This window comes from Sphingobacterium corticibacterium, from assembly GCF_004208525.1.
Classification (GTDB): domain Bacteria; phylum Bacteroidota; class Bacteroidia; order Sphingobacteriales; family Sphingobacteriaceae; genus Sphingobacterium; species Sphingobacterium corticibacterium.
Genome location: NZ_SGIT01000001.1, coordinates 242,602 through 260,822 on the forward strand (window position 1 = coordinate 242,602; position 18,221 = coordinate 260,822).

At 39.5% G+C, this 18,221-nt stretch carries 15 protein-coding genes; 6 read left to right on the forward strand and 9 right to left on the reverse strand.

The annotated features are described in order from the left end of the window. Nucleotides 1-12: 12 nt before the first annotated feature. The 6 genes from EWE74_RS01065 to EWE74_RS01090 all read right to left on the reverse strand — a co-directional run bounded on the left by EWE74_RS01065 (nt 13) and on the right by EWE74_RS01090 (nt 7,122). Complete coding sequence (locus EWE74_RS01065) at nt 13-1,311, reverse strand: 5-methylcytosine restriction system specificity protein McrC (protein ID WP_130139693.1); 1,299 nt, start codon at nt 1,309-1,311, stop codon at nt 13-15. Nucleotide 1,312: 1 nt separating this feature from the next. Beyond that, nucleotides 1,313-2,407 carry an AAA family ATPase gene (locus tag EWE74_RS01070; RefSeq protein ID WP_130139694.1) on the reverse strand — a complete coding sequence of 365 codons (1,095 nt, stop codon included), beginning with the start codon at nt 2,405-2,407 and terminating at the stop codon, nt 1,313-1,315. Between the two features lie 4 nt (nt 2,408-2,411). After that, complete coding sequence (locus EWE74_RS01075; protein WP_130139695.1) at nt 2,412-2,930, reverse strand: hypothetical protein; 519 nt, start codon at nt 2,928-2,930, stop codon at nt 2,412-2,414. Then, nucleotides 2,911-5,121, reverse strand: a complete 2,211-nt coding sequence (locus EWE74_RS01080) for an Eco57I restriction-modification methylase domain-containing protein (RefSeq protein ID WP_130139696.1) — start codon at nt 5,119-5,121, stop codon at nt 2,911-2,913. Before EWE74_RS01080 ends, EWE74_RS01075 begins: the two co-directional genes overlap by 20 nt. Before the next feature lie 4 nt (nt 5,122-5,125). Further along, the gene (locus EWE74_RS01085; RefSeq protein WP_130139697.1) at nt 5,126-6,151 is read right to left on the reverse strand and encodes a DNA adenine methylase; all 1,026 of its coding nucleotides are present in this window, start codon (nt 6,149-6,151) and stop codon (nt 5,126-5,128) included. A gap of 740 nt (nt 6,152-6,891) precedes the next feature. Further along, nucleotides 6,892-7,122: a helix-turn-helix domain-containing protein gene (locus tag EWE74_RS01090; protein ID WP_130139698.1), complete on the reverse strand. Its 231-nt coding sequence runs from the start codon at nt 7,120-7,122 to the stop codon at nt 6,892-6,894. 553 nt (nt 7,123-7,675) lie between these two features. Between EWE74_RS01090 and EWE74_RS01095 the strand changes: the two genes are divergently transcribed. From EWE74_RS01095 to EWE74_RS01110, 4 genes are all read left to right on the forward strand, one after another. Beyond that, nucleotides 7,676-7,897, forward strand: coding sequence for a hypothetical protein (locus EWE74_RS01095; RefSeq protein WP_130139699.1), 222 nt, complete (start codon nt 7,676-7,678; stop codon nt 7,895-7,897). Nucleotides 7,898-8,147: 250 nt separating this feature from the next. Further along, entirely contained in the window at nt 8,148-9,851 is a 1,704-nt protein-coding gene (locus tag EWE74_RS01100) for a TlpA family protein disulfide reductase (protein ID WP_130139700.1), read from the forward strand. A 1-nt stretch (nt 9,852) separates the two neighbouring features. After that, nucleotides 9,853-13,056 (forward strand): SusC/RagA family TonB-linked outer membrane protein, encoded by a 3,204-nt coding sequence (locus tag EWE74_RS01105; protein ID WP_130139701.1) that lies wholly within the window; start codon nt 9,853-9,855, stop codon nt 13,054-13,056. Nucleotides 13,057-13,067: 11 nt separating this feature from the next. Further along, nucleotides 13,068-14,429 carry a RagB/SusD family nutrient uptake outer membrane protein gene (locus tag EWE74_RS01110; RefSeq protein ID WP_165384612.1) on the forward strand — a complete coding sequence of 454 codons (1,362 nt, stop codon included), beginning with the start codon at nt 13,068-13,070 and terminating at the stop codon, nt 14,427-14,429. Nucleotides 14,430-14,478: 49 nt separating this feature from the next. Here the strand turns inward: EWE74_RS01110 and EWE74_RS01115 are convergent, their stop codons facing one another. From EWE74_RS01115 to EWE74_RS01125, 3 genes are all read right to left on the reverse strand, one after another. Beyond that, complete coding sequence (locus EWE74_RS01115; protein WP_130139703.1) at nt 14,479-14,835, reverse strand: hypothetical protein; 357 nt, start codon at nt 14,833-14,835, stop codon at nt 14,479-14,481. A gap of 202 nt (nt 14,836-15,037) precedes the next feature. Further along, complete coding sequence (locus tag EWE74_RS01120; RefSeq protein WP_130139704.1) at nt 15,038-15,532, reverse strand: MauE/DoxX family redox-associated membrane protein; 495 nt, start codon at nt 15,530-15,532, stop codon at nt 15,038-15,040. A gap of 100 nt (nt 15,533-15,632) precedes the next feature. Beyond that, entirely contained in the window at nt 15,633-16,628 is a 996-nt protein-coding gene (locus EWE74_RS01125) for an AraC family transcriptional regulator (RefSeq protein WP_165384613.1), read from the reverse strand. 357 nt (nt 16,629-16,985) lie between these two features. Between EWE74_RS01125 and EWE74_RS21040 the strand changes: the two genes are divergently transcribed. Beyond that, the gene (locus EWE74_RS21040; protein WP_165384614.1) at nt 16,986-17,153 is read left to right on the forward strand and encodes a hypothetical protein; all 168 of its coding nucleotides are present in this window, start codon (nt 16,986-16,988) and stop codon (nt 17,151-17,153) included. Between the two features lie 50 nt (nt 17,154-17,203). After that, a complete protein-coding gene (locus EWE74_RS01130; RefSeq protein ID WP_130139706.1) occupies nt 17,204-18,115 on the forward strand; it encodes a lysophospholipid acyltransferase family protein in 912 nt (303 codons plus the stop codon). Nucleotides 18,116-18,221: the final 106 nt, after the last annotated feature.

The following is an 18,221-nucleotide window of genomic DNA, read 5'->3' on the forward strand; positions in this document are numbered from 1 at the left end:
AAAAAATCTATCTCAACAGGTTACTTGTTGTTTATGATTCGTTATTACTTTTTTTAAGTTTTCAACAACTTTTTTAAATCCATTTTTTGAAGATATATCCGTAACACCCAGTGAAAGGGCACAAATAGTTCGATTATTTGAGGTAATATCCTCCAAATATTGAATAGAATCTTCATGAACTTTTAGAGTGTTTGGATATATAAGTAATAAATTATTGGTATTCGTTGCTTGCATAAATGCAAGGGATTCGTAAAAATCAGAGCTTGAGATTATAGCATTTCCAGAACGAGTGGCGTTCTGCTCATTAACGGATTTATATTTTGCGTCAGCTAAAATGATTTCTTCTCCGAAATGAAAAGATATGTCTGGAGTAGCATTAATCTTAGATATTTTTCCATTTTTGTAGTGTCGGTATCCAATACAATAACTGTTTTTAGCAATTGTTATTTCTGGAAAAGCTTTTTGAGCTGCTTTACGGAGAAATCGCTCCCATAACTTGTCTGTACGTATTATAAAACCAGGCATTAGAGAGATATTCCCTCCATGATAGCTGATTGATCTATTATCTATAAGAAGCTTTGCCAATATTAATAATTCATTCCAATTATTATTTCTAGAAAGATTTGGAGTATTCTTTGTTTTAATGTAACCTTTTAAATCGTTTTGAAGTGATATTTTTGCGCGTGATAGACGTTCATATAGTCCTGCCTTCTTTATTCTTAACAGAAGTATTTCACACGCTTCTAATAAAATTTTATTATAATTATTTGCTTTAGAAAGTTTAAGTCCTTTCTGGGGATAACCTTCTGAACTTGGAATAATTATATCTTCTTCTTCAAAATCGCCATCTAAAGAAAAATCCGTCCATTTATTTTTGACATAAGTTTTAATAATTCTACGTTGGTTTTTTTCAAAATTATCTACCCATATTTTAGCGATTATCTCATATAAGTTATTTGATTTGCCTGAAGCCCGATGGAGGTGTTTTTCAAATAGATGGCCATCATTAGTTAGGAGTGCAAGAAATAGAAAGTCGTCTTTCCATTGATTATCATCAACGGAAAGAAATTTTGGAACTATTTCTATGTGAAGGGTTGGACTTAATGCAAGTATTCCAGCGATTCCTGCAAATCTAAAAGTATCTAGAGATTTGGTCTCTAAAAAACCCTGTTTCGGATAGGCATTCGAAAGCTTTTTAAGACCTTTGAGAATTAAACTCCAGAGCCTCTCTTTAGACATCTCCAAGGTATTGGCAATTGAAGTCAAACTTACAAATTCGCCGTACTCATGTAAAGTAATAGTTTTTAGCATACTAATAGCCTGCAACTTCCCTTAATATTTTAAAAATATTTTCTTTATTAATTATAGGTTCTAATAATTTTTCTATTCGTTCATTACCAAATTCAAATTCCTCCATTTTGTAATGGTTGCCCGCTTTAGCATTATATACAACTGCAAGTGCCTCATCATTTCCATAAAATAATTCTTTTGTCAAAGAGTCAATAGTACTCCAACAATCAATTGCCCATTGTTTTGCGTCTTCCAGATTTGAAGGTTTATTTTTCCCTAAGATTACTCCATGTCCTATTTTGAAAGCATCTCCTTTTCCTATTGAAATACGTTCATTGACAAACGTCCAAGCATAGAAAACTCCTGATACAATATGATCAATGTTTTCAGGAACCTTTGGAAGATCAGAATTTTCAATAATATTAAAATGATCTTTTATTAACTGCTCAGAAGGGGACAATCTTACCGATTTGAATCTCCGTAGAAATGCTATGTCTAAGGCTTCTACTGAAGAGTCAGCTTCATTCATTGACGATAATATATAAACATGAGCTGATAGGAATACATCCGTAGGCTCTCCAGTAGCTTCATCAAAAGTTTTAAAAGGTGCAGAAGAATAAAGCTGTTTGTCATTTTCATCTAATCTTTTATCAGCTTCAATTGCTGTCAAAGTATCCCCGAAGATTGAAACAGCAGGACCTCTATTCATTTCATCAATTAATATTAGTGATGCACCTCCGTTTAAAGCATGATTATTTGCTTCTAAAAGCACTCCTCTTACAGTTCTAAATCCGAAATCTCCTTTCTGTAAATTAGGTATGATACCACTAACAAAATCTCGATGTTTAGTTCCCTGATGGAAAGTAATATGAAATATACGTCTGTCTGTTCTGTTAGAAGATGGCATCCACTCCGGAATTTTAGCTGAGGTAACAGCAGGAATCGGCACAGCGTCAGACGGCTTAATTTCTGGTGTAACGTCAAGTTTTCCCATAAATGCTTTTCCTACCTCAGCCATCAACATTGATTTTCCAGACGCAGGAGGACCTAAAAGTAATACATTTTTATAATCTTTAAGATTATTTAATAAAATCTTAGCTTGATCTTCGGTTGTCATATTTTTAATTAAAATGTACAAAGCCCCTTATTGTACGATTATCGCTGAGTAAAGGAGTTATTTTTGCAGAAACAGCATCGTGCATCTGATATAACTTATCAGTAGAGAATTTGGATGCCCACACATTCTTATTTTCATCTAAGATAAGTAAGTAAATCCACTTATTTCCAGAGTTTATAATACTTTCATAATATTCTTGAGCAATATTCCAATTATCTATTTGCGCTATTTTGCATATTCTACATTCATTACGTCTACTGGTTGTTGGGCCCATTAGAGTAATTGTTTTGACGTTGTTTTCAGACCTAATCTTTCCAGTATATTCTCGATCTGAAATGCGATTAGGAAAAAATAATAGGAGGTGGTCCCAATAGTCAGAAACTGGACTTATTCTTAGATCTCGTGCTCCGCCTCCCGTGGGCGAATCATTTGATTTTAAATTAAATTTTCGTATATCGCCTCGAACGACTTCTTGAAAAAATGCGATTATCGGTTTACTTGGTTTAATTTCTGACTCTGTCATAATTTTGTGTTTTAAATTGACTTGGCACAAATGGAATTGCCCCAGCTTTTTTATATAAAGTTATTTTATCATTTAAAATTTTTATTTCAGTTTCATAGTTTTCCTTGGTTTTGAGGAATTCCAGTGCTATTATATCTTTGGTTATGTTACTGTTTAGCTCATTTTCAACTTTAGGTTGCAATTTGTCTACAATAGGAAAATCGTTGAGTATAATATCTAATTCATTTTTATTTAGACCATATAGATTCGCTATTAATGCATCTATTTTTGCACGAATCTCACCGGTTTCCCAAGTATAAGATGCATTTTGTCTGAAAATTATATTTTCTGTTAGTTCTATTATTTTTGAAGCTAATATGTTAGAAGTATTTACTATAGGAATTGGGATACTATCTACAATAAAGAAATTAGCATTAGTAGTTATTACCTTTCGTATTAACCAATCAAATATAAAACTATTCGCAATAGCTAACCAGAGAATTGATAAACGAGGGAACTGTTCTTCATGTATAAATTCAATTGTTGGGACTTTATTGCCGCAAATGCACCCAGGCGGAACATAGGCTGCAAGCATAGTTCTTTCATTTGTTTGTCCGGTTATATCGCAAAATCCTACTCGCCATTTCTTTGTCTTCTCTAATTGAGAATACGATAGACTATCTTCTTTTATATAATATTGAGATCTAAAGTTTGATATATTATTAAATATAGATTGTTCCCATCTCGCCTTGCGTCCCGAACCAGAGATGTAAGCTTTGGCCCCTGTGATAAATTGGTGTATCATTCTTCCTTCGAGAATAGGAATTAAACCTTCTCTAATATTCTGAATACCGGTTATAAACATATTTTTATCAAGAGTCATGTCGATTTCTCTGTTATAGGAATGCTCCCATATAGAATTTTTCATACCAAATGAGGGAAATGTGTTGCTAATTTTGTAAAACAAATTCCATTCATCTTTTGTATTGACTTCGGGTAAAGAAAAATCCGGACGTATTTTTTCTAGTTCTTTAGTTTTTATCTCAATTGGATCTTTGGTCTTAGAATTATTTACACTGAATGAAATTTGCTTTGAACCAGTACCTTTTCGTAGCTGTAACATTACGAATTTGAACCTCCCATCAATTTGAAAATAGCGAGCTTTATTGTCGAAAAGCTTTATTGACATTGATATACTATTATTAATCATAGCTTTTCTCAATGTTGCTGTTTGTTGATTCCTAATCAGAGATGCTGGGATAAGTTGGATCATCTCACCATTCTCTTTTAGAAGATCAAGGCCTAAATTTAAGAACGCTACATATAAATCTTTTTCACCTTTAGTTTCTTTTATGTATTTTGTTTCCTTTGCATATTTCTTTAAAGCTAATTTTTTTTGATTAAACTCGTTAAGCTGGTCTTGTGAAAGCTTGTCAAATAGGGTCCCATAATGTATAGTATTGCCATTCGATAACTCGAATTCATGTCTGGTTAGCTTGAGTTTTTCCCATGGAGGATTCCCTATTATCATATCAAATCCTTTTGGAGAAACCAAGTTAACTAAACTTTGTTTTTCATTCAGACTATCTGCCAATAACAAGTGCTCCTTTAAAGAACTAATGACATCTAGATTAGCCGTGTAAGATGAAATAGATAGTAGTGCAGCACGTATAGCATGTTTTGAAATATCTATCGCATATATATTGTTTGATATTATAGTATCTATAGCATAGCAATCTTTTATTTCTTCGAGAAATGAGCACAAAAGGATACCTGAGCCACAAGATGGATCTATAATTGAAATCGACTCTTGCTTATTCTGAACTAATTCGGAATATCTATTAGCCATCTTTTGTCCCATAAGGCTAGCCAATCTATAGTCCGTATAATAAACACCTTTGCTTTTCTTCTCTATATTATTCAAATTTTCGGTTGCAAGGATCCCGAGTAAAATCGAGCTAGGTAGTGGAGATTTTTTTATTTTAACTGCAAATTCTTCGGCTACATTTAAATTATATTCATATCTCTCAATATCAAGAAGACTATGATATTGAGAGATATTAAAACCTCCTAAAAAAGAAGAGACATGTTCTAAAAATTGAAGTTGCAATTCACTAGCTTTATCAGATTCACTGATATCAGATAGAATATTTTCTAATTCTGCTTTTAGATCCTCCAGTAATGCTTCTTGATAACTTGTATTCTTTGCCATTACCTTATCTGTTAATTTCAATTAAAAATTCTGTCAAAGGATTTTTTTTAGCATGATTACTAGATGCTTTGTTCGAAATATATCTGCCAAAATTCTCAAAATATGTAATACTAGTTTTACCGTAAGAATTCGCTATTTTCATTAAATCTTGTTCATTTATATGACCTTCGGAACTGTATGAAATAAATACTCTCTTTGAGGGGATTATTTTTATAAGATTGTCAAGAGCAACACTAGCCCTTGTTTTATAGCAAAAATCAGACGCTTTTGAATGCCATGGTCTTAAACCTGTGATACCAGAAACGTCTGGTTCATCGTCATTCGCAATTGTCTCGGGGATATGGTAATACGCTGCATATTGTCTTTTCGTATAAGGGGGATCTATATAAACAGTATCTTCAATCTCCATATTAACATTTAAAGCATCTTCTTGGGAAATAGCCCAGTCGATCTTTTTTAAAAGTAAGTCCCTTGGTTTTAATAAAAGAGGAGACAAAGCATTCTTAGATAATTTCTTTAGAAAACAGCCGTATGTTCCTGCAATATTGGCAACTTCATTTGCAGATTCTATAAGATCTGCGAGAAGAACCGTACGTTCATGTTCATTAATTAAGTTTTCTTGAGCCAAACTTCTTATTTTCGATCTTATTGCATCAATTTTTTTTGAATTTTGGATTGAAAAATAAGGCCGTTCAATCATCTCTTTATTTTCAGCAGAAGAACTATATTCTCTATAGAAAAAACCTTCTTCTAGGTCTACATTATTCAAATCATTTACTACCGATTGGTAGCCTCCAAGTTTGATAAATTTGGCTTCAGAAAGACTTATTAATTTGGCACTAGTTAGAGTTGCTGCAGCTAAAAGTGTATCATTAGCCGATACTTTCCAATTGTTGAGCCCTGCAGCGAGGGAAATTGAACCTGTTCCGCAAAAGAGGTCTATGAACCTACCTTCAGAGGAGAAACCAACTCTATTAATAATTTCCTGTACTAATCTTGCCTTTGAACCTAAATACCTAACTTTACCCATTTCCCGACTCTATATACATTTTACTAATATATAATTGTAAACGATGAAAAAAAAATATAAATGTAAATTGCTATAGAAGAGTTTTTCACTGCTCGGATTTTAACACTGAGATATATTCTCAAATATAGGAAATCTACATCTGTCTAAAAAAAATTTAAATGTGTGTTTTCATTGAAAAAAACAGCTATTTTTAGAATCTTTCAATTTTGATCCTAGGTTTAGTCTGATAAGATCTGTAGCTTTTCATTTTTTCCTTTCACTAGTGGCCTGATAAAAGGATCATTCGAGTTGCTACCTTTGGGTAGAGATAGATCTGAAAAATAGATTGCATGATCTTTTATAGTGGCACGGTTTGATCGAAATCGCTGGCGTGGTTCCTCCGAAATATTCATCTATTTATACTTGTAGTTTTAAAAAATTAAGGTAGTTATTTTTTTTTCACATAAAATCATAATTGTATGTGGTCGATCACCTTTAGGAACATTGAAAATTTCTGAAAAATTTACTTCAAATTCTGTTGCATCTACCCAAATAAATCTGTACCCAAATTTTTCCAGAGTTGGATTTAGTTTTAAGATTGTCCTGTCCGCATTTAGAATATAGACATAGACTCTATTAGGTGTTTCCCTAGGTGTAGCATATGATTTAGGTTCTAAAAAAGTTTTATAATTCAATGCTTTGGTATCAAATTATTAAAGAAGATGTTGATGAAACCATTTTTTAAAAAGTCCTTCATCTTTTTAAAAATCTAATAATTCAGAAACGGAAATTTTAAGTTTATCGGCTATCTTTTTTAATATTGAAATAGTAGAATTGGTTTCTGCTCGTTCAATACGACCAAGCTGTCTAATCTCAATATCGCATAGGTTGGAAAAGTACTCTTGAGACCATCCGCGAGCCTCTCGTAGAGCTTTGACATGCTTTCCCAGCTTTTCCAAATAGTCTTGATCCCGATATTGTCTCTCAGCCATGAAGTGAAAATCAAAAAATATCAGCATTTTGTTTGAGACATATTTGTCCTATTTATTTTTTATACTTATATTTGTTGATGACCTCATAGATGAGGTGGCATTTTTGACTAAGAAGCTTTGCTCAACAAGACCTAGGAAATCTTAAAGCACGCGAAGCAGCGGTGAGAAAATGCCTGCAATTTGTATATTTGATATTGCAAAGTGTGGGCTCTCTCCGTGCCGCGTGCTTGGAAATTTAGGTTTCCGCCCTTCCTAGGGGGTGTTGAGCGCACGGAGGGAGCCTGCATAATATATAATTTCTCTCGAAAGCTTTTGGGTTTAATAAACTTAAAAAGCAATAATGTATAAAAAACAACTCTTTCGAAAACTTATTGCAGCACCGGAATGACCGGTTTGCTAACCATTTGTGACCTTTTAGAGAGTGAGGCAATATAAACCCTAATATAACACAATATTCAGTCCGTATCGTCCGCATTCTATTTTAGCAAAATAAATTTTATCCCTTTGGCCTAAGCGTAGTTTGGCTTAGTTGGGAATTAATAAATAAAAGACGATGATGGAAAGGGAAGAATTTAGAGATATGCTATTGGGCACAATTGATGAAAAATATCACCACGAGGTATATGAGTGGTTAGATAATGCCGAAGAGAAATTTCAACAAATAGCGAATGCTACGGATTGGCCTATTAGAGAAATTCGGGATTTTTATCGGTCTATTGGTTCCGAAATAGGGTTAAAGCAGAGAGATATATGTATAGACGAATTAGAACAATGAAAAAACAACTTTACAAGAAAATAATTTCTCCGCCCGATTAGGGCAGCAGTGTGTAGGGCCATTAAGGCTTGCCTAAAGAATGCGACATTACAATACCGTATTATAAACATTGTACAACTGATCAATCAGCATTCCAACATCATCAAATTTACTAACTGTGTGGCCTAAACCGAGCTTAGGCGCAAAGGAGAAATAGGAGCAATCTTAAAATAACCAACCCCTTAGGCCACACCCTAAAAACCTCGAAAAAATGAACAATTTTTACAAGGGTGGGAGAGGACTGGCCTTTGTTTGGCGAGACGGAATAATTCCGTTGCGAAACAAAAACATCCACAAAAAAAATATAGATGCAACCTTATGGGAAAAGCAAGCGTCTATATATACAAAGAAGTTCTTAAACCTATTAAAAAGATTTGCTCGCTTATTCGCGGGCTCAATTGATCAGACAACAAAGACCAAATCAATGCCATCTGTTTGGGCATTGATTTGTTTCATGTTGTTTAATCTATCAACAGCCTGGGCGCAGTCCGCGGAAACGCGGACTGCCGAAGGGCAAACCGAAATCAAGCCTCTACAGATAGGGGATACCGTACCCAACGTTCCGCTAAAAATCTTGAATAGCGAGCGTAACCTAGTGCAAGATAGGTTACATAATTACGGAGGTGAAAAGTGGATCATCCTAGAGTTTTGGAATACGGTCTGTGCGCCATGTATCGCAGCTATGCCACATCTTTTTTCTTTAGAAAATGACGTGGATGAAAAGGTGCGTGTTATACCCGTAGGGCATGAGTCTGAAGAAAGAATGAACGCATTTTTGAGGAATACCCGGGCGCCGGGTATGAAGTCTCTCGAGGGAAGATTCCATACAGTCATCGAAGATTCCGTCTTAACAGCAATGTTTCCGAAGACATCCTCTCCCCATACCGTTATTCTGGATGAGAATTATGTGGTAAGGGCGGTAACCAAGCCGGCTTACGTCGATGTGCATATGTTGACGGAGCTGATGAGCAGTAATGCCCCAAGCACTTCGGTTAAGCTGTTTGCTCTAGAGGAAAAGCTTCTTTTGGCTCCGAACGAATTATTGGTAAATCCTTTTTATAGTGGTCTTGTCAAGTACGTTGATGGGCTGACCACTTCCTTTGAATCAAAAACAGATTCACTAAATGGGGTGGTGCACGAGTTCTTCGGGAATATGACCTTATTACAACTGTATGCTGCGGGGGCGACAAAAGATAAACCATTGAAAGGGCTCCAATTTAAACCGGAACACCGGATTCTTTTGGTTAAAGATCCGCATAACATCGTGTACCATACGGAGGATGCTTCGGATATACAGAGGAAGCTTGCTTGGGACAGGGTCAATAAATACAGTTATGAATCAGTACTGCCAATAACCATGTCAACGGAAAGCCGGCGAGCGCGACTCCGGAATGACATGGATAGCTTTCTTGGGATGAGCGCGGAGCTAAAATCAGTAACGGTGCCTTGTCTGGTACTTAAACAGATCCGTAATGTCACTCGTCGGAATTTAGATCATGATGACGAAAAACTATTCGTTGTAAACGGCTGGGTGCCTAATAGGCTAAAGGAACAAGAGAAATATGTGGGCAACTCGCCATCGGGAGCCCAGACCTATATCCGAAACCTCGGATTCAAGGAATTGACAACGGTTATCAGGAAGCTATCGTCCGACCCTATACCAACTATTGTAGATAAAACAGGATATAATGGGTTTTATAATGTAGATTTTTCCAAGGAGTCCAACTCGTTGGCCGATATACGTGCAGCATTGCAGAAAGAGGGCTTTGATCTGGTAGCCGGAGAAGTAGAACAGGAAATGTTCGTGCTGTCGGAAGATGGTATAGAAGCAAATGTTGACGAACTGGTCTTTACACCGCTCGGCTATGTCACGAAAAGTTGTGTTGATTTAAACAGGGCACAAAAACAGAAATAATATGACAAAAGGAATCAAGATTCTGGGATGTATATTATTGCTGTACATTCCTTTAATGATTACGGCAGCGGGTAGCCAAGATATCATCAGCGGCCGGGTGCTAAATGCAGAGACAGATCTCCCGATTGAAGGCGCCAGTATAGGCGTTGTTGGGGAAAGCTTGGAAACAGTAACCGATAAGCAGGGGAGATTTAGCCTGTCGATAGGAAAACGGGAATCGATGAAACTGATTATTTCACACATAAGTTTTCTGGAAGAAAAGGTAGAAGTGGGGGCATCTCGCGAAATAATCATTCATTTGAAGGAAAAAAAAAGTGATATTGAAGAAGTCGTGGTATCAACGGGTTACAGTACGGCCAGACAGCGGCATCTGACAGGTTCGTTTGAACATATCAATCAAGAACTTTTTAATCGGCAGATAAGTACCGATGTGCTCAGTAGGTTAGATGGTATAGCGAACAGTCTGCTTTTCGACAAGCGCTCGTCGTCTGCTGCACCGTTACAGATCAGAGGTTTAAGTACATTGACTGGAGCAATTTCGAGACCGCTTATCATTTTGGACAACTTCCCCTACGAAGGGGACATCGAGAATATCAATCCCAATGACATTGAAAGCGTAACCGTATTGAAGGATGCGGCTGCGGCTGCAATCTGGGGAGCAAGGGCTGGAAATGGCGTTATCGTGCTGACGAGCAAATCGGGCGTATTCCATGAGCAGAGCAATGTGTCAGTTACCAGCAATATCGGTATCACCGCGCGCCCGAATCTCTTTTATGCGCCGCAGATGACGACTTCTGATTTTATTGACATCGAAAGGTTTCTTTTCGAAAAAGGGGAATATAACTGGGCTTTGAATGACCGAACTTCCTGGCCAGTTGTTACGCCCGTTGTGGAGATTTTGAATAAGGAAGCGACGGGGATTTATTCGGATACCGAAGCAAAGCAAGCAATCGATGCACTTCGTCAATTGGATGTGCGGGATGATCTAAGTCGATATTTATACAGAAACGCGGTTAACCAACAATATAATCTACAGTTATCGGGAGGGACGCAACGCAGCCACTATAACGCGTCTGTCGGGTACGACGGGAATCTGAGGAGCGAAGTCGGGAATGCATACGAACGTTTGTCATTACGGACGTCCAACACGTATAAATTGGCAAAGGGGCTGGATCTGGATCTGGGGCTAACATACACGGGAAGTAAGGCGGCAAATAATAATCCGGGAGAGATACGTACATCGGATGTAGGCGGCACGCTTTATCCGTATGCGCGATTGGTAGATGATGACGGGAATCCTGCCATACTGGAGCGTAACTATCGGTTAGGGTTCGTCGATACGGTAGGCGGTGGAAAATTATTGGACTGGCACTACCGTCCGCTGGACGAAATTACCGCTTCGGAGAACACCAACCGTATACATGATATGTTGCTGAATGCTGGCGTAAAATACAGCTTTCTTTCATTTTTTGATGCCTCGGTGAGATACCAGTATCACAGCGCCAGGAATAACGGACAGCATCATTACAGCGTTGATTCGTGGTACGCCCGTAACTTAATAAACAGATTTACCCAGATTGCAGGTGGAAATACGATATATATTGTTCCCAATGGAGGTATTTTGGATGAATCGACAGGGACACGTAACGGTCATTCCTTGCGTACCCAGCTTAATTTTACCCATAATACCCATAAAGATCATGCTATAAATGCATTTATGGGTGCAGAAGTAAGAAACCGTGTCACGGATAACAGCAATAGCCGTGTTTACGGTTATGATGAACGGTATCTCACGCACCAATCGGTCGACTATATAAACAGATATCCCATATACGGCGGGCTTTCATCCAATTCGTTGATTCCGTACAATGCTGGGTTAAGCGGTTTTGTAAACCGGGCCATCTCCATGTATTTCAACGGTACGTACAGTTATAAAGACAGATATGTACTGACGGGAAGTGCCAGACGGGACGCCAGTAACCTGTTTGGGACAGATACGAATAATAAATGGAAACCGTTGTGGTCACTGGGTATCGCATGGGAGATATCAAATGAGCCGTTTTATAAACTTGATGCTTTACCATACCTTAAATTAAGGGCTACAAACGGATATACGGGCAACGTAAATAACAGCTTGTCTGCACTGACAACGCTCAATTTTAGGTCTCTGAGTTCAAAGACACGTTTACCGTATGCCATTATTGTTAACCCGCCAAACCCATCATTGCGATGGGAACAGGTTGCCACTTGGAATGTGGGTGCTGATTTTGCTACTCGGAACCGTAGGATCAGCGGTAGTATTGAATATTATAATCGAAAATCCACGGACGTCATAAGTGCTGAACCTGCCGACATCACGACAGGGTTCAATAGGTTGACAAGAAACAGCGCGCAGTTACGCAATACGGGAATGGATATCAATATAGCAAGCGCAAATCTCCGTGGAGCGTTTTCATGGAATACGAACGTGCTTTTCAGTCTCAATAAAACGAAAGTAGAGAAATATCTGGTAGAGGCTATCCGGCCAAGTAGCATGGTCGGCAGTGGACACACTATATCACCGATAGTAGGCCGCGGTGCATATAACATCGTCAGTTATCGCACGGCCGGTCTAAACCCCGAAAATGGAAATCCCCAAGGATATGTAGGGGGAGAAATATCTTCTGATTATAGGGATATAATTGACAATGCACAGGAAAGCGATCTTGTTTTTCATGGTTCGGCGACACCGCAGAAATTTGGGGCGATACGGAATACATTTTCGTGGAAGGGAGTTTCGCTCTCTGTCAATTTGAGCTATAGGTATGATTATTACTTCCGACGCCGCTCTATAAGCTATCTCGGATTGTACGGCGGAGCTGTTGGCCATGCGGATTATTACCAACGATGGCAAAATCCGGGAGACGAGATGCATACATATATTCCATCGGCGGCTTATCCGGTGGATAGCAGGCGGGATCAGTTCTACCGAGATGCTGATGTCTTGGTGGAAAGGGGAGATCATATCCGGTTACAGGATATTAATCTAAACTACAGCATTGGAAATGATGTAATCGCAAGGACGCCGTTTAAGCGCTTGACAGTTACGGGATATATATCAAATATTGGCGTCATCTGGACAAAAAATTCGCTCAACGTTGATCCGGATTTTAATGAGATGCCGCTACCGACAAGCTATACGTTTGGTTTGAAGGCAGAATTTTAATGGACTTGATTATGAAAATTATAATAAAATACTATTGGATGTCAGCAATCCTGTTTTTACAATTGGGCTGCGCAGCGTTTTTGGAAGAAAAGCCGGATAGATCACTGGCTTTAGCGGATGGCTTAAAAGAGCTACAGGCGATTCTGGATTACGAGGTTGGTATGAACCAGAACTATCCTGCGGCTGGTGATATTGCATCACCGTATTTTTATTTAACGGAGGCTGACTGGTCTGCCAGAACGGAGATTACCCGTGAAATCTATTCGTGGAATGAGAAAGCAGATAATTCACAGGACTGGCATAATGCGTATACTCGTATTTTTTACGCGAATGTGGTGCTCGATCAAATAGATGATGTGGCGCTGAAAGGTAGGCGTGAGCAGGACCGGGCAGCGATTAAGGGAAGTGCTCTCTTTTTTAGAGGTTGGAACTTTTTTCAATTATCCCAAATTTATACGCCTCCATATATGGAGGACGGGGATGGTCAATGGGGAATACCCCTAAGATTGGGAGCCGATATTAATATTGTAACCGAACGGAGCACGATATCGGAAACGTTCAATCAAATAGTATCGGATCTGACATACGCTTCGCAAACTCTTCCGGAGCAGACCGTTGTTCCTACTCGCCCATCCAGAGCTGCGGCATACGCGGCGCTATCCATCGTATATCTCTCCCTGGACGACTTTCTAATAGCAGAAAAATACGCCGACTCTTGTCTGATGTTGCAAAGTGATCTGATAGATTACAATTTCGTAGACGGCAGTATGGTGAATCCGTTTCCTATTTTTAATGAAGAAGTAATTTTTCATGCAACGATGTTTGGTACATCGCAGGTATTTTACAGGAATAGAGCAAAAATAACGGAAGAATTATTCGATAGTTATGACGAGGCAGATTTGCGGCGCACGGTTTTCTATGTGGAGCAAGCCGACGGATCTTTCACGTTTAAAGGAGATTATTCGGGAAGTAGTACCTCTGGATTACCGTTCTGTGGTATGGCTACAGACGAGATATACCTTATCAAAGCAGAATGCGCGGCAAGGTTGCAGAAAAATGAAATAGCATTGACGTATCTGAATGAATTTATGCGGAAGCGATATGACAGTGCTGTTTTTGAGGTGTTTAATAGTAACGACGCGCTGGAAATTTTAGATAAAACGATCAGTGAACGCAGGAAGCAACTTGCTTTTCGGGGAGGCGTGAGCTGGCGCGATTTAAGAAGGCTGAATAGGGAGGAGCGATACCGGCAAACATTGGTGAGAGAGATAGGGGACGATAGATATACGTTGGAACCGAATGGAAAACGTTATGCATTCTTAATCCCGGTTTCTGTGGTTCAAATGTCCGGGATACGGCAGAACGAAAGATAAAAAGGAAGAGAGCGGTTTAGGCTCCCTTCGTTCTTGACAACTATTACGGTTATCTGGAAAAATTACCGCGAAAAATGTTAGCGTTAGGATTACCCTCCTCTAGATCTGTTTCCAGACCTGTCAGATCAGGTTTTCCTGCAGCTGGGTTGCTTGGATTAGTAGATGGGGCACTAACTCCACAGACTTCTAGTCCGTCTTCACATTCTTCTTGAAGGTCTCCCATAGAATAATGTTGATAATAGTCCTGATTTGTTGGGTCATCCGCTGATCCAGGCGGGGAGTAAATCCACTGCTGGTCCGTCAGTGCATTCTCCGCTTCAAGCGCTTTCATTTTTGCGTTTACGGTGTAAACGCCAAGTCCTAATAGTAGTGCCATCATTGGCACGAGTTTAATGAGCTTTTTCATCTTTTTGAATTTAATGGTGTTAAAATGGTTTGCCTCTGATGGTTAAGCTGGGGCAGAACGTTTTGGCAACTTGCCTGATCTAAAATTTTTTCCTTATGGATATGGATATCTGAATTGTCGCAATCCCGAAAGGTTCTGCCTTTGCTTCCCGATCGTCAGACCGTTTGTTGGCTTTCCGTCGAAAGCCACTATGCATAGTTTTTTATTCTTTCTTTTTTGTTGCTTTTAATGTTTTGCTTTTATACGCGAAATAGAATCCCGCTAATGCCACCAACGTATGCTTGGCGTTGAAATAAAAATGCTCCCGCCAGCCCATGTCTTCAAATACTTTCCCGCAGGCACAGATCACATATCCGTATACCTCGCGATAAGCCAAATAGGCATATATCGTGTAGGCGAACATCAGGGCTGTTGCGATCAAAAGCCCCCAAACACGCGTTCTCGTAATACACAGCAGAAGCACTGTTGATAATTCGATCGTCGGTAGCGCGTATACCAAGATAGGTTTCGACCATATCGGTAGCGGCTGCTTTCCCATCTGTATGCTAAATACCGTATGATATAAAACTTTGTTCAACCCCGTTTGTACAAACAGATAAATCAGTACAGCCGAACAAAGTATGGCGAGCGTATCTAAATAGATTGTTAAATGCCGGTTGAAATGCGTGGTAATATGTGGCGTTATTGTCTTCATCATCTGCCTTTAGTTGTTGTTGTATAATCCAAAGGTAAAACGGAAAATAAGGCGAGCGTTATGCCGAATATGACATCAGTGATATGCCAAAAATGGTTGGAAACTAAATCGATCGCCGATATTCGGCTAGTGTAATACCACGATGTCGCTTAAAAAAACGATTCAATTCGCTGGGGCCATGGAAACCGGATTGTAGCGCGACTTCCCAAAGGGAAAAGGGTCCAATAAGCAATGTTTCGACATGTTTAACCAGCAATCTGTTGCGGTAATCGCTCAGCTTTTCGCCGTAGAATTGTTTATGCAGTCGGTTCAAATATTCGTATCGGGCGCGCAGTTGAGGGGCGATCAGTTTTATCTGTGTTTTGTTGCCCTGATATGCAATCTCTTTAGCCAGAAGTTGCCGGCAGCGGTGAATCAAGAGTTCAGGGTCGGAGGTCTGCTCATATTCGTTATAGACTTTTTCTTTTGAAAGTTGCATCAAGCGTGTGAGTTCGCGAAGGATAAAGGCTTCGTTATCCAGATCTCCCTTTTTAAGATGGTGGCAGCAGTATTGTATGCAGCGTACTGTTTGTGGGCCGATGAAGAAATCCACGCTGTGTACTAGTTTTGCCGACTGGCTTCGATAACCAGCTATAACATCGTGAAGAAAGTGAAAACTGCGTTCGTTGCCGTCCCGGAAGATACCGCCATCGAAATAGAAGCCAAAGACCTGATGCCGGCCTGCTGTGAGTTCGAACTGATAGTCGCCGGGTGGTATATAGAGATAGCGGGCACGTTGCGGGGAATGGGTACACACGCTATCGGCAGAAAGGTCACGAAGCAGGATATCGTTGTTCCCATCCAACACGTAGATCACGTAAAGATCACCGATATCGACATGTGCAGGGACGTTTACAGGTTGTTCGAAGTATAGATCATAACTATAGAGGTAGCCGTGTTTACCATCAAACTCTTGTGTAATGGCCCAATCACTGCGGTTGACATAGTACTGGGTATCGGCGTGCCGGATAGGTATGCGGGCTTGTGGTTCGTCGCTTGCATGATCGGCAACAGGTTGGCCAAAGTATGCCCGGAAATTAATGTGTAGGCTTTTTTTCATGATTTGGTAGTGTAGATGTGTTACAAATGAAAAAGACATTTTAATACGCGTCAAGTGACAAGGGTGACATCCACCAATAGGAAATCAGAAAGACTTTTGGCGACCGGTTGGCCAATGTTGGAATCCACCGGGGTGACATCGGGATCCAAAAAAATAAAAAATTATTGGAGGAGCCGATTCGCGTGAGAATTGGCCAATCCAACATAAAAAAAAGCGTGGAGACGCCTGTTCATGTCGATTATTTCAGGATAACGTTTTTTTTTTGGTAATTGAGATTGTTTGATTTTAAGTTTGGAGTAGATCTAAGCAATTTTTTTGGGTACCCAGAAGTAAGTTTTAACCAAAAAAATAAGAAACATGAAACAGAAAAAGACAACAGAAAGGAGTGCAGCAGTACGGCAGATTTTAAAACGCACAACAAAGCGAAATCCGTATGCATGGACGGAAATGAATACACGAGCGGCGGGTTATATACGTTTAGCGAAGAATTGCGATATTGTGTTGCCAGGAATGGGATTGGTGTAGTGGAAGCGCTGAATACGTATACTTTTCTAAGTGCAAACCTACAGAATTTTATGCCTACAATACCACCGGATCAGCATGTTGTTCTGTTCGAGCAGTTCCAATTGGCGCAGCATCTCAATGGTAAAGATACCACCTATTTTGTGGATCAATACCCGCTACCTATTCACGGTTGGGATAGCTTCTTGACCGAGCTGCAGCGGCACCCCGGTATCGTGTGTACCTACCATTTTGGGGCGTATCAACTGATCAACTATTTATTGATCAAAGCGAAAATGCGGTTTGCACTCTTGGTAGCCGGAGAGGTGAAGGCAAAGTGGCACAGGCGGTTTCCGCATTTACTGACCGCATTGCAAAAAGCGGAGGAGGATGGTTATTTTGAGCTACTGGATGCCAACGATAGATCTTCTTTACGGAGGTTGTATGCACGATTGGCACAGGGTTTTCTCCTGCTGATTTATACAGATGGACTGGAAGGCATACATACACGGAAGAGGGAGGACTTGCAATCGGTATCGTTTTTGGGGCAACACATCGTTGTCCCAAAAGGTGCCGCGCAATTATCGTACACCTTCGGGCTGCCCATCCATCCGCTGCTGGCATTGCGACGAAAGGAGCATATAGCATTAATCACCGGCGAACGGATAGAACCAGACGAAGGCGTCCTTAAGAAGTCGTATATACAAGAGACCACGCACAGATTATTTCACTTCTTGGAGCCTTATCTACACCATTGGCCCGAGCAATGGACCAATTGGCCGCATATACATGGTATGCTAGCGGAGGTAGGTACGCTTTTGAATGGCAATAAATGGGACGGTGATCCGCCGGAAGATAGCACGGCGTATGGTATATATTGCTTGGAAGATCGTTATTTCTTGTTGCGGAAACACGACTATATGTCTTTCGTGCTCGAAAAAGAGGATTTTGAAATGTTGTTTGACAGCTGGCATCGTAAACACTGAATAGAGAAAAAAATTAAAAATAGTATATTGTAGGCCGTTTTACATCGACCTAGCACTATGCCTAAACATTTTTTCTTTAGAGAAGCTTTTAAGATTCAGCTTTTTA

What these genes read in the sequence shown, in the direction of transcription:
- EWE74_RS01065 (WP_130139693.1), bottom strand. Translation starts at nt 1,311, where the DNA reads ATGCTAAAAACTATTACTTTACATGAGTACGGCGAATTTGTAAGTTTG.
- EWE74_RS01070 (WP_130139694.1), bottom strand. Translation starts at nt 2,407, where the DNA reads ATGACAACCGAAGATCAAGCTAAGATTTTATTAAATAATCTTAAAGAT.
- EWE74_RS01075 (WP_130139695.1), bottom strand. Translation starts at nt 2,930, where the DNA reads ATGACAGAGTCAGAAATTAAACCAAGTAAACCGATAATCGCATTTTTT.
- EWE74_RS01080 (WP_130139696.1), bottom strand. Translation starts at nt 5,121, where the DNA reads ATGGCAAAGAATACAAGTTATCAAGAAGCATTACTGGAGGATCTAAAA.
- EWE74_RS01085 (WP_130139697.1), bottom strand. Translation starts at nt 6,151, where the DNA reads ATGGGTAAAGTTAGGTATTTAGGTTCAAAGGCAAGATTAGTACAGGAA.
- EWE74_RS01090 (WP_130139698.1), bottom strand. Translation starts at nt 7,122, where the DNA reads ATGGCTGAGAGACAATATCGGGATCAAGACTATTTGGAAAAGCTGGGA.
- EWE74_RS01095 (WP_130139699.1), top strand. Translation starts at nt 7,676, where the DNA reads ATGATGGAAAGGGAAGAATTTAGAGATATGCTATTGGGCACAATTGAT.
- EWE74_RS01100 (WP_130139700.1), top strand. Translation starts at nt 8,148, where the DNA reads ATGAACAATTTTTACAAGGGTGGGAGAGGACTGGCCTTTGTTTGGCGA.
- EWE74_RS01105 (WP_130139701.1), top strand. Translation starts at nt 9,853, where the DNA reads ATGACAAAAGGAATCAAGATTCTGGGATGTATATTATTGCTGTACATT.
- EWE74_RS01110 (WP_165384612.1), top strand. Translation starts at nt 13,068, where the DNA reads ATGAAAATTATAATAAAATACTATTGGATGTCAGCAATCCTGTTTTTA.
- EWE74_RS01115 (WP_130139703.1), bottom strand. Translation starts at nt 14,835, where the DNA reads ATGAAAAAGCTCATTAAACTCGTGCCAATGATGGCACTACTATTAGGA.
- EWE74_RS01120 (WP_130139704.1), bottom strand. Translation starts at nt 15,532, where the DNA reads ATGATGAAGACAATAACGCCACATATTACCACGCATTTCAACCGGCAT.
- EWE74_RS01125 (WP_165384613.1), bottom strand. Translation starts at nt 16,628, where the DNA reads ATGAAAAAAAGCCTACACATTAATTTCCGGGCATACTTTGGCCAACCT.
- EWE74_RS21040 (WP_165384614.1), top strand. Translation starts at nt 16,986, where the DNA reads ATGAAACAGAAAAAGACAACAGAAAGGAGTGCAGCAGTACGGCAGATT.
- EWE74_RS01130 (WP_130139706.1), top strand. Translation starts at nt 17,204, where the DNA reads ATGCCTACAATACCACCGGATCAGCATGTTGTTCTGTTCGAGCAGTTC.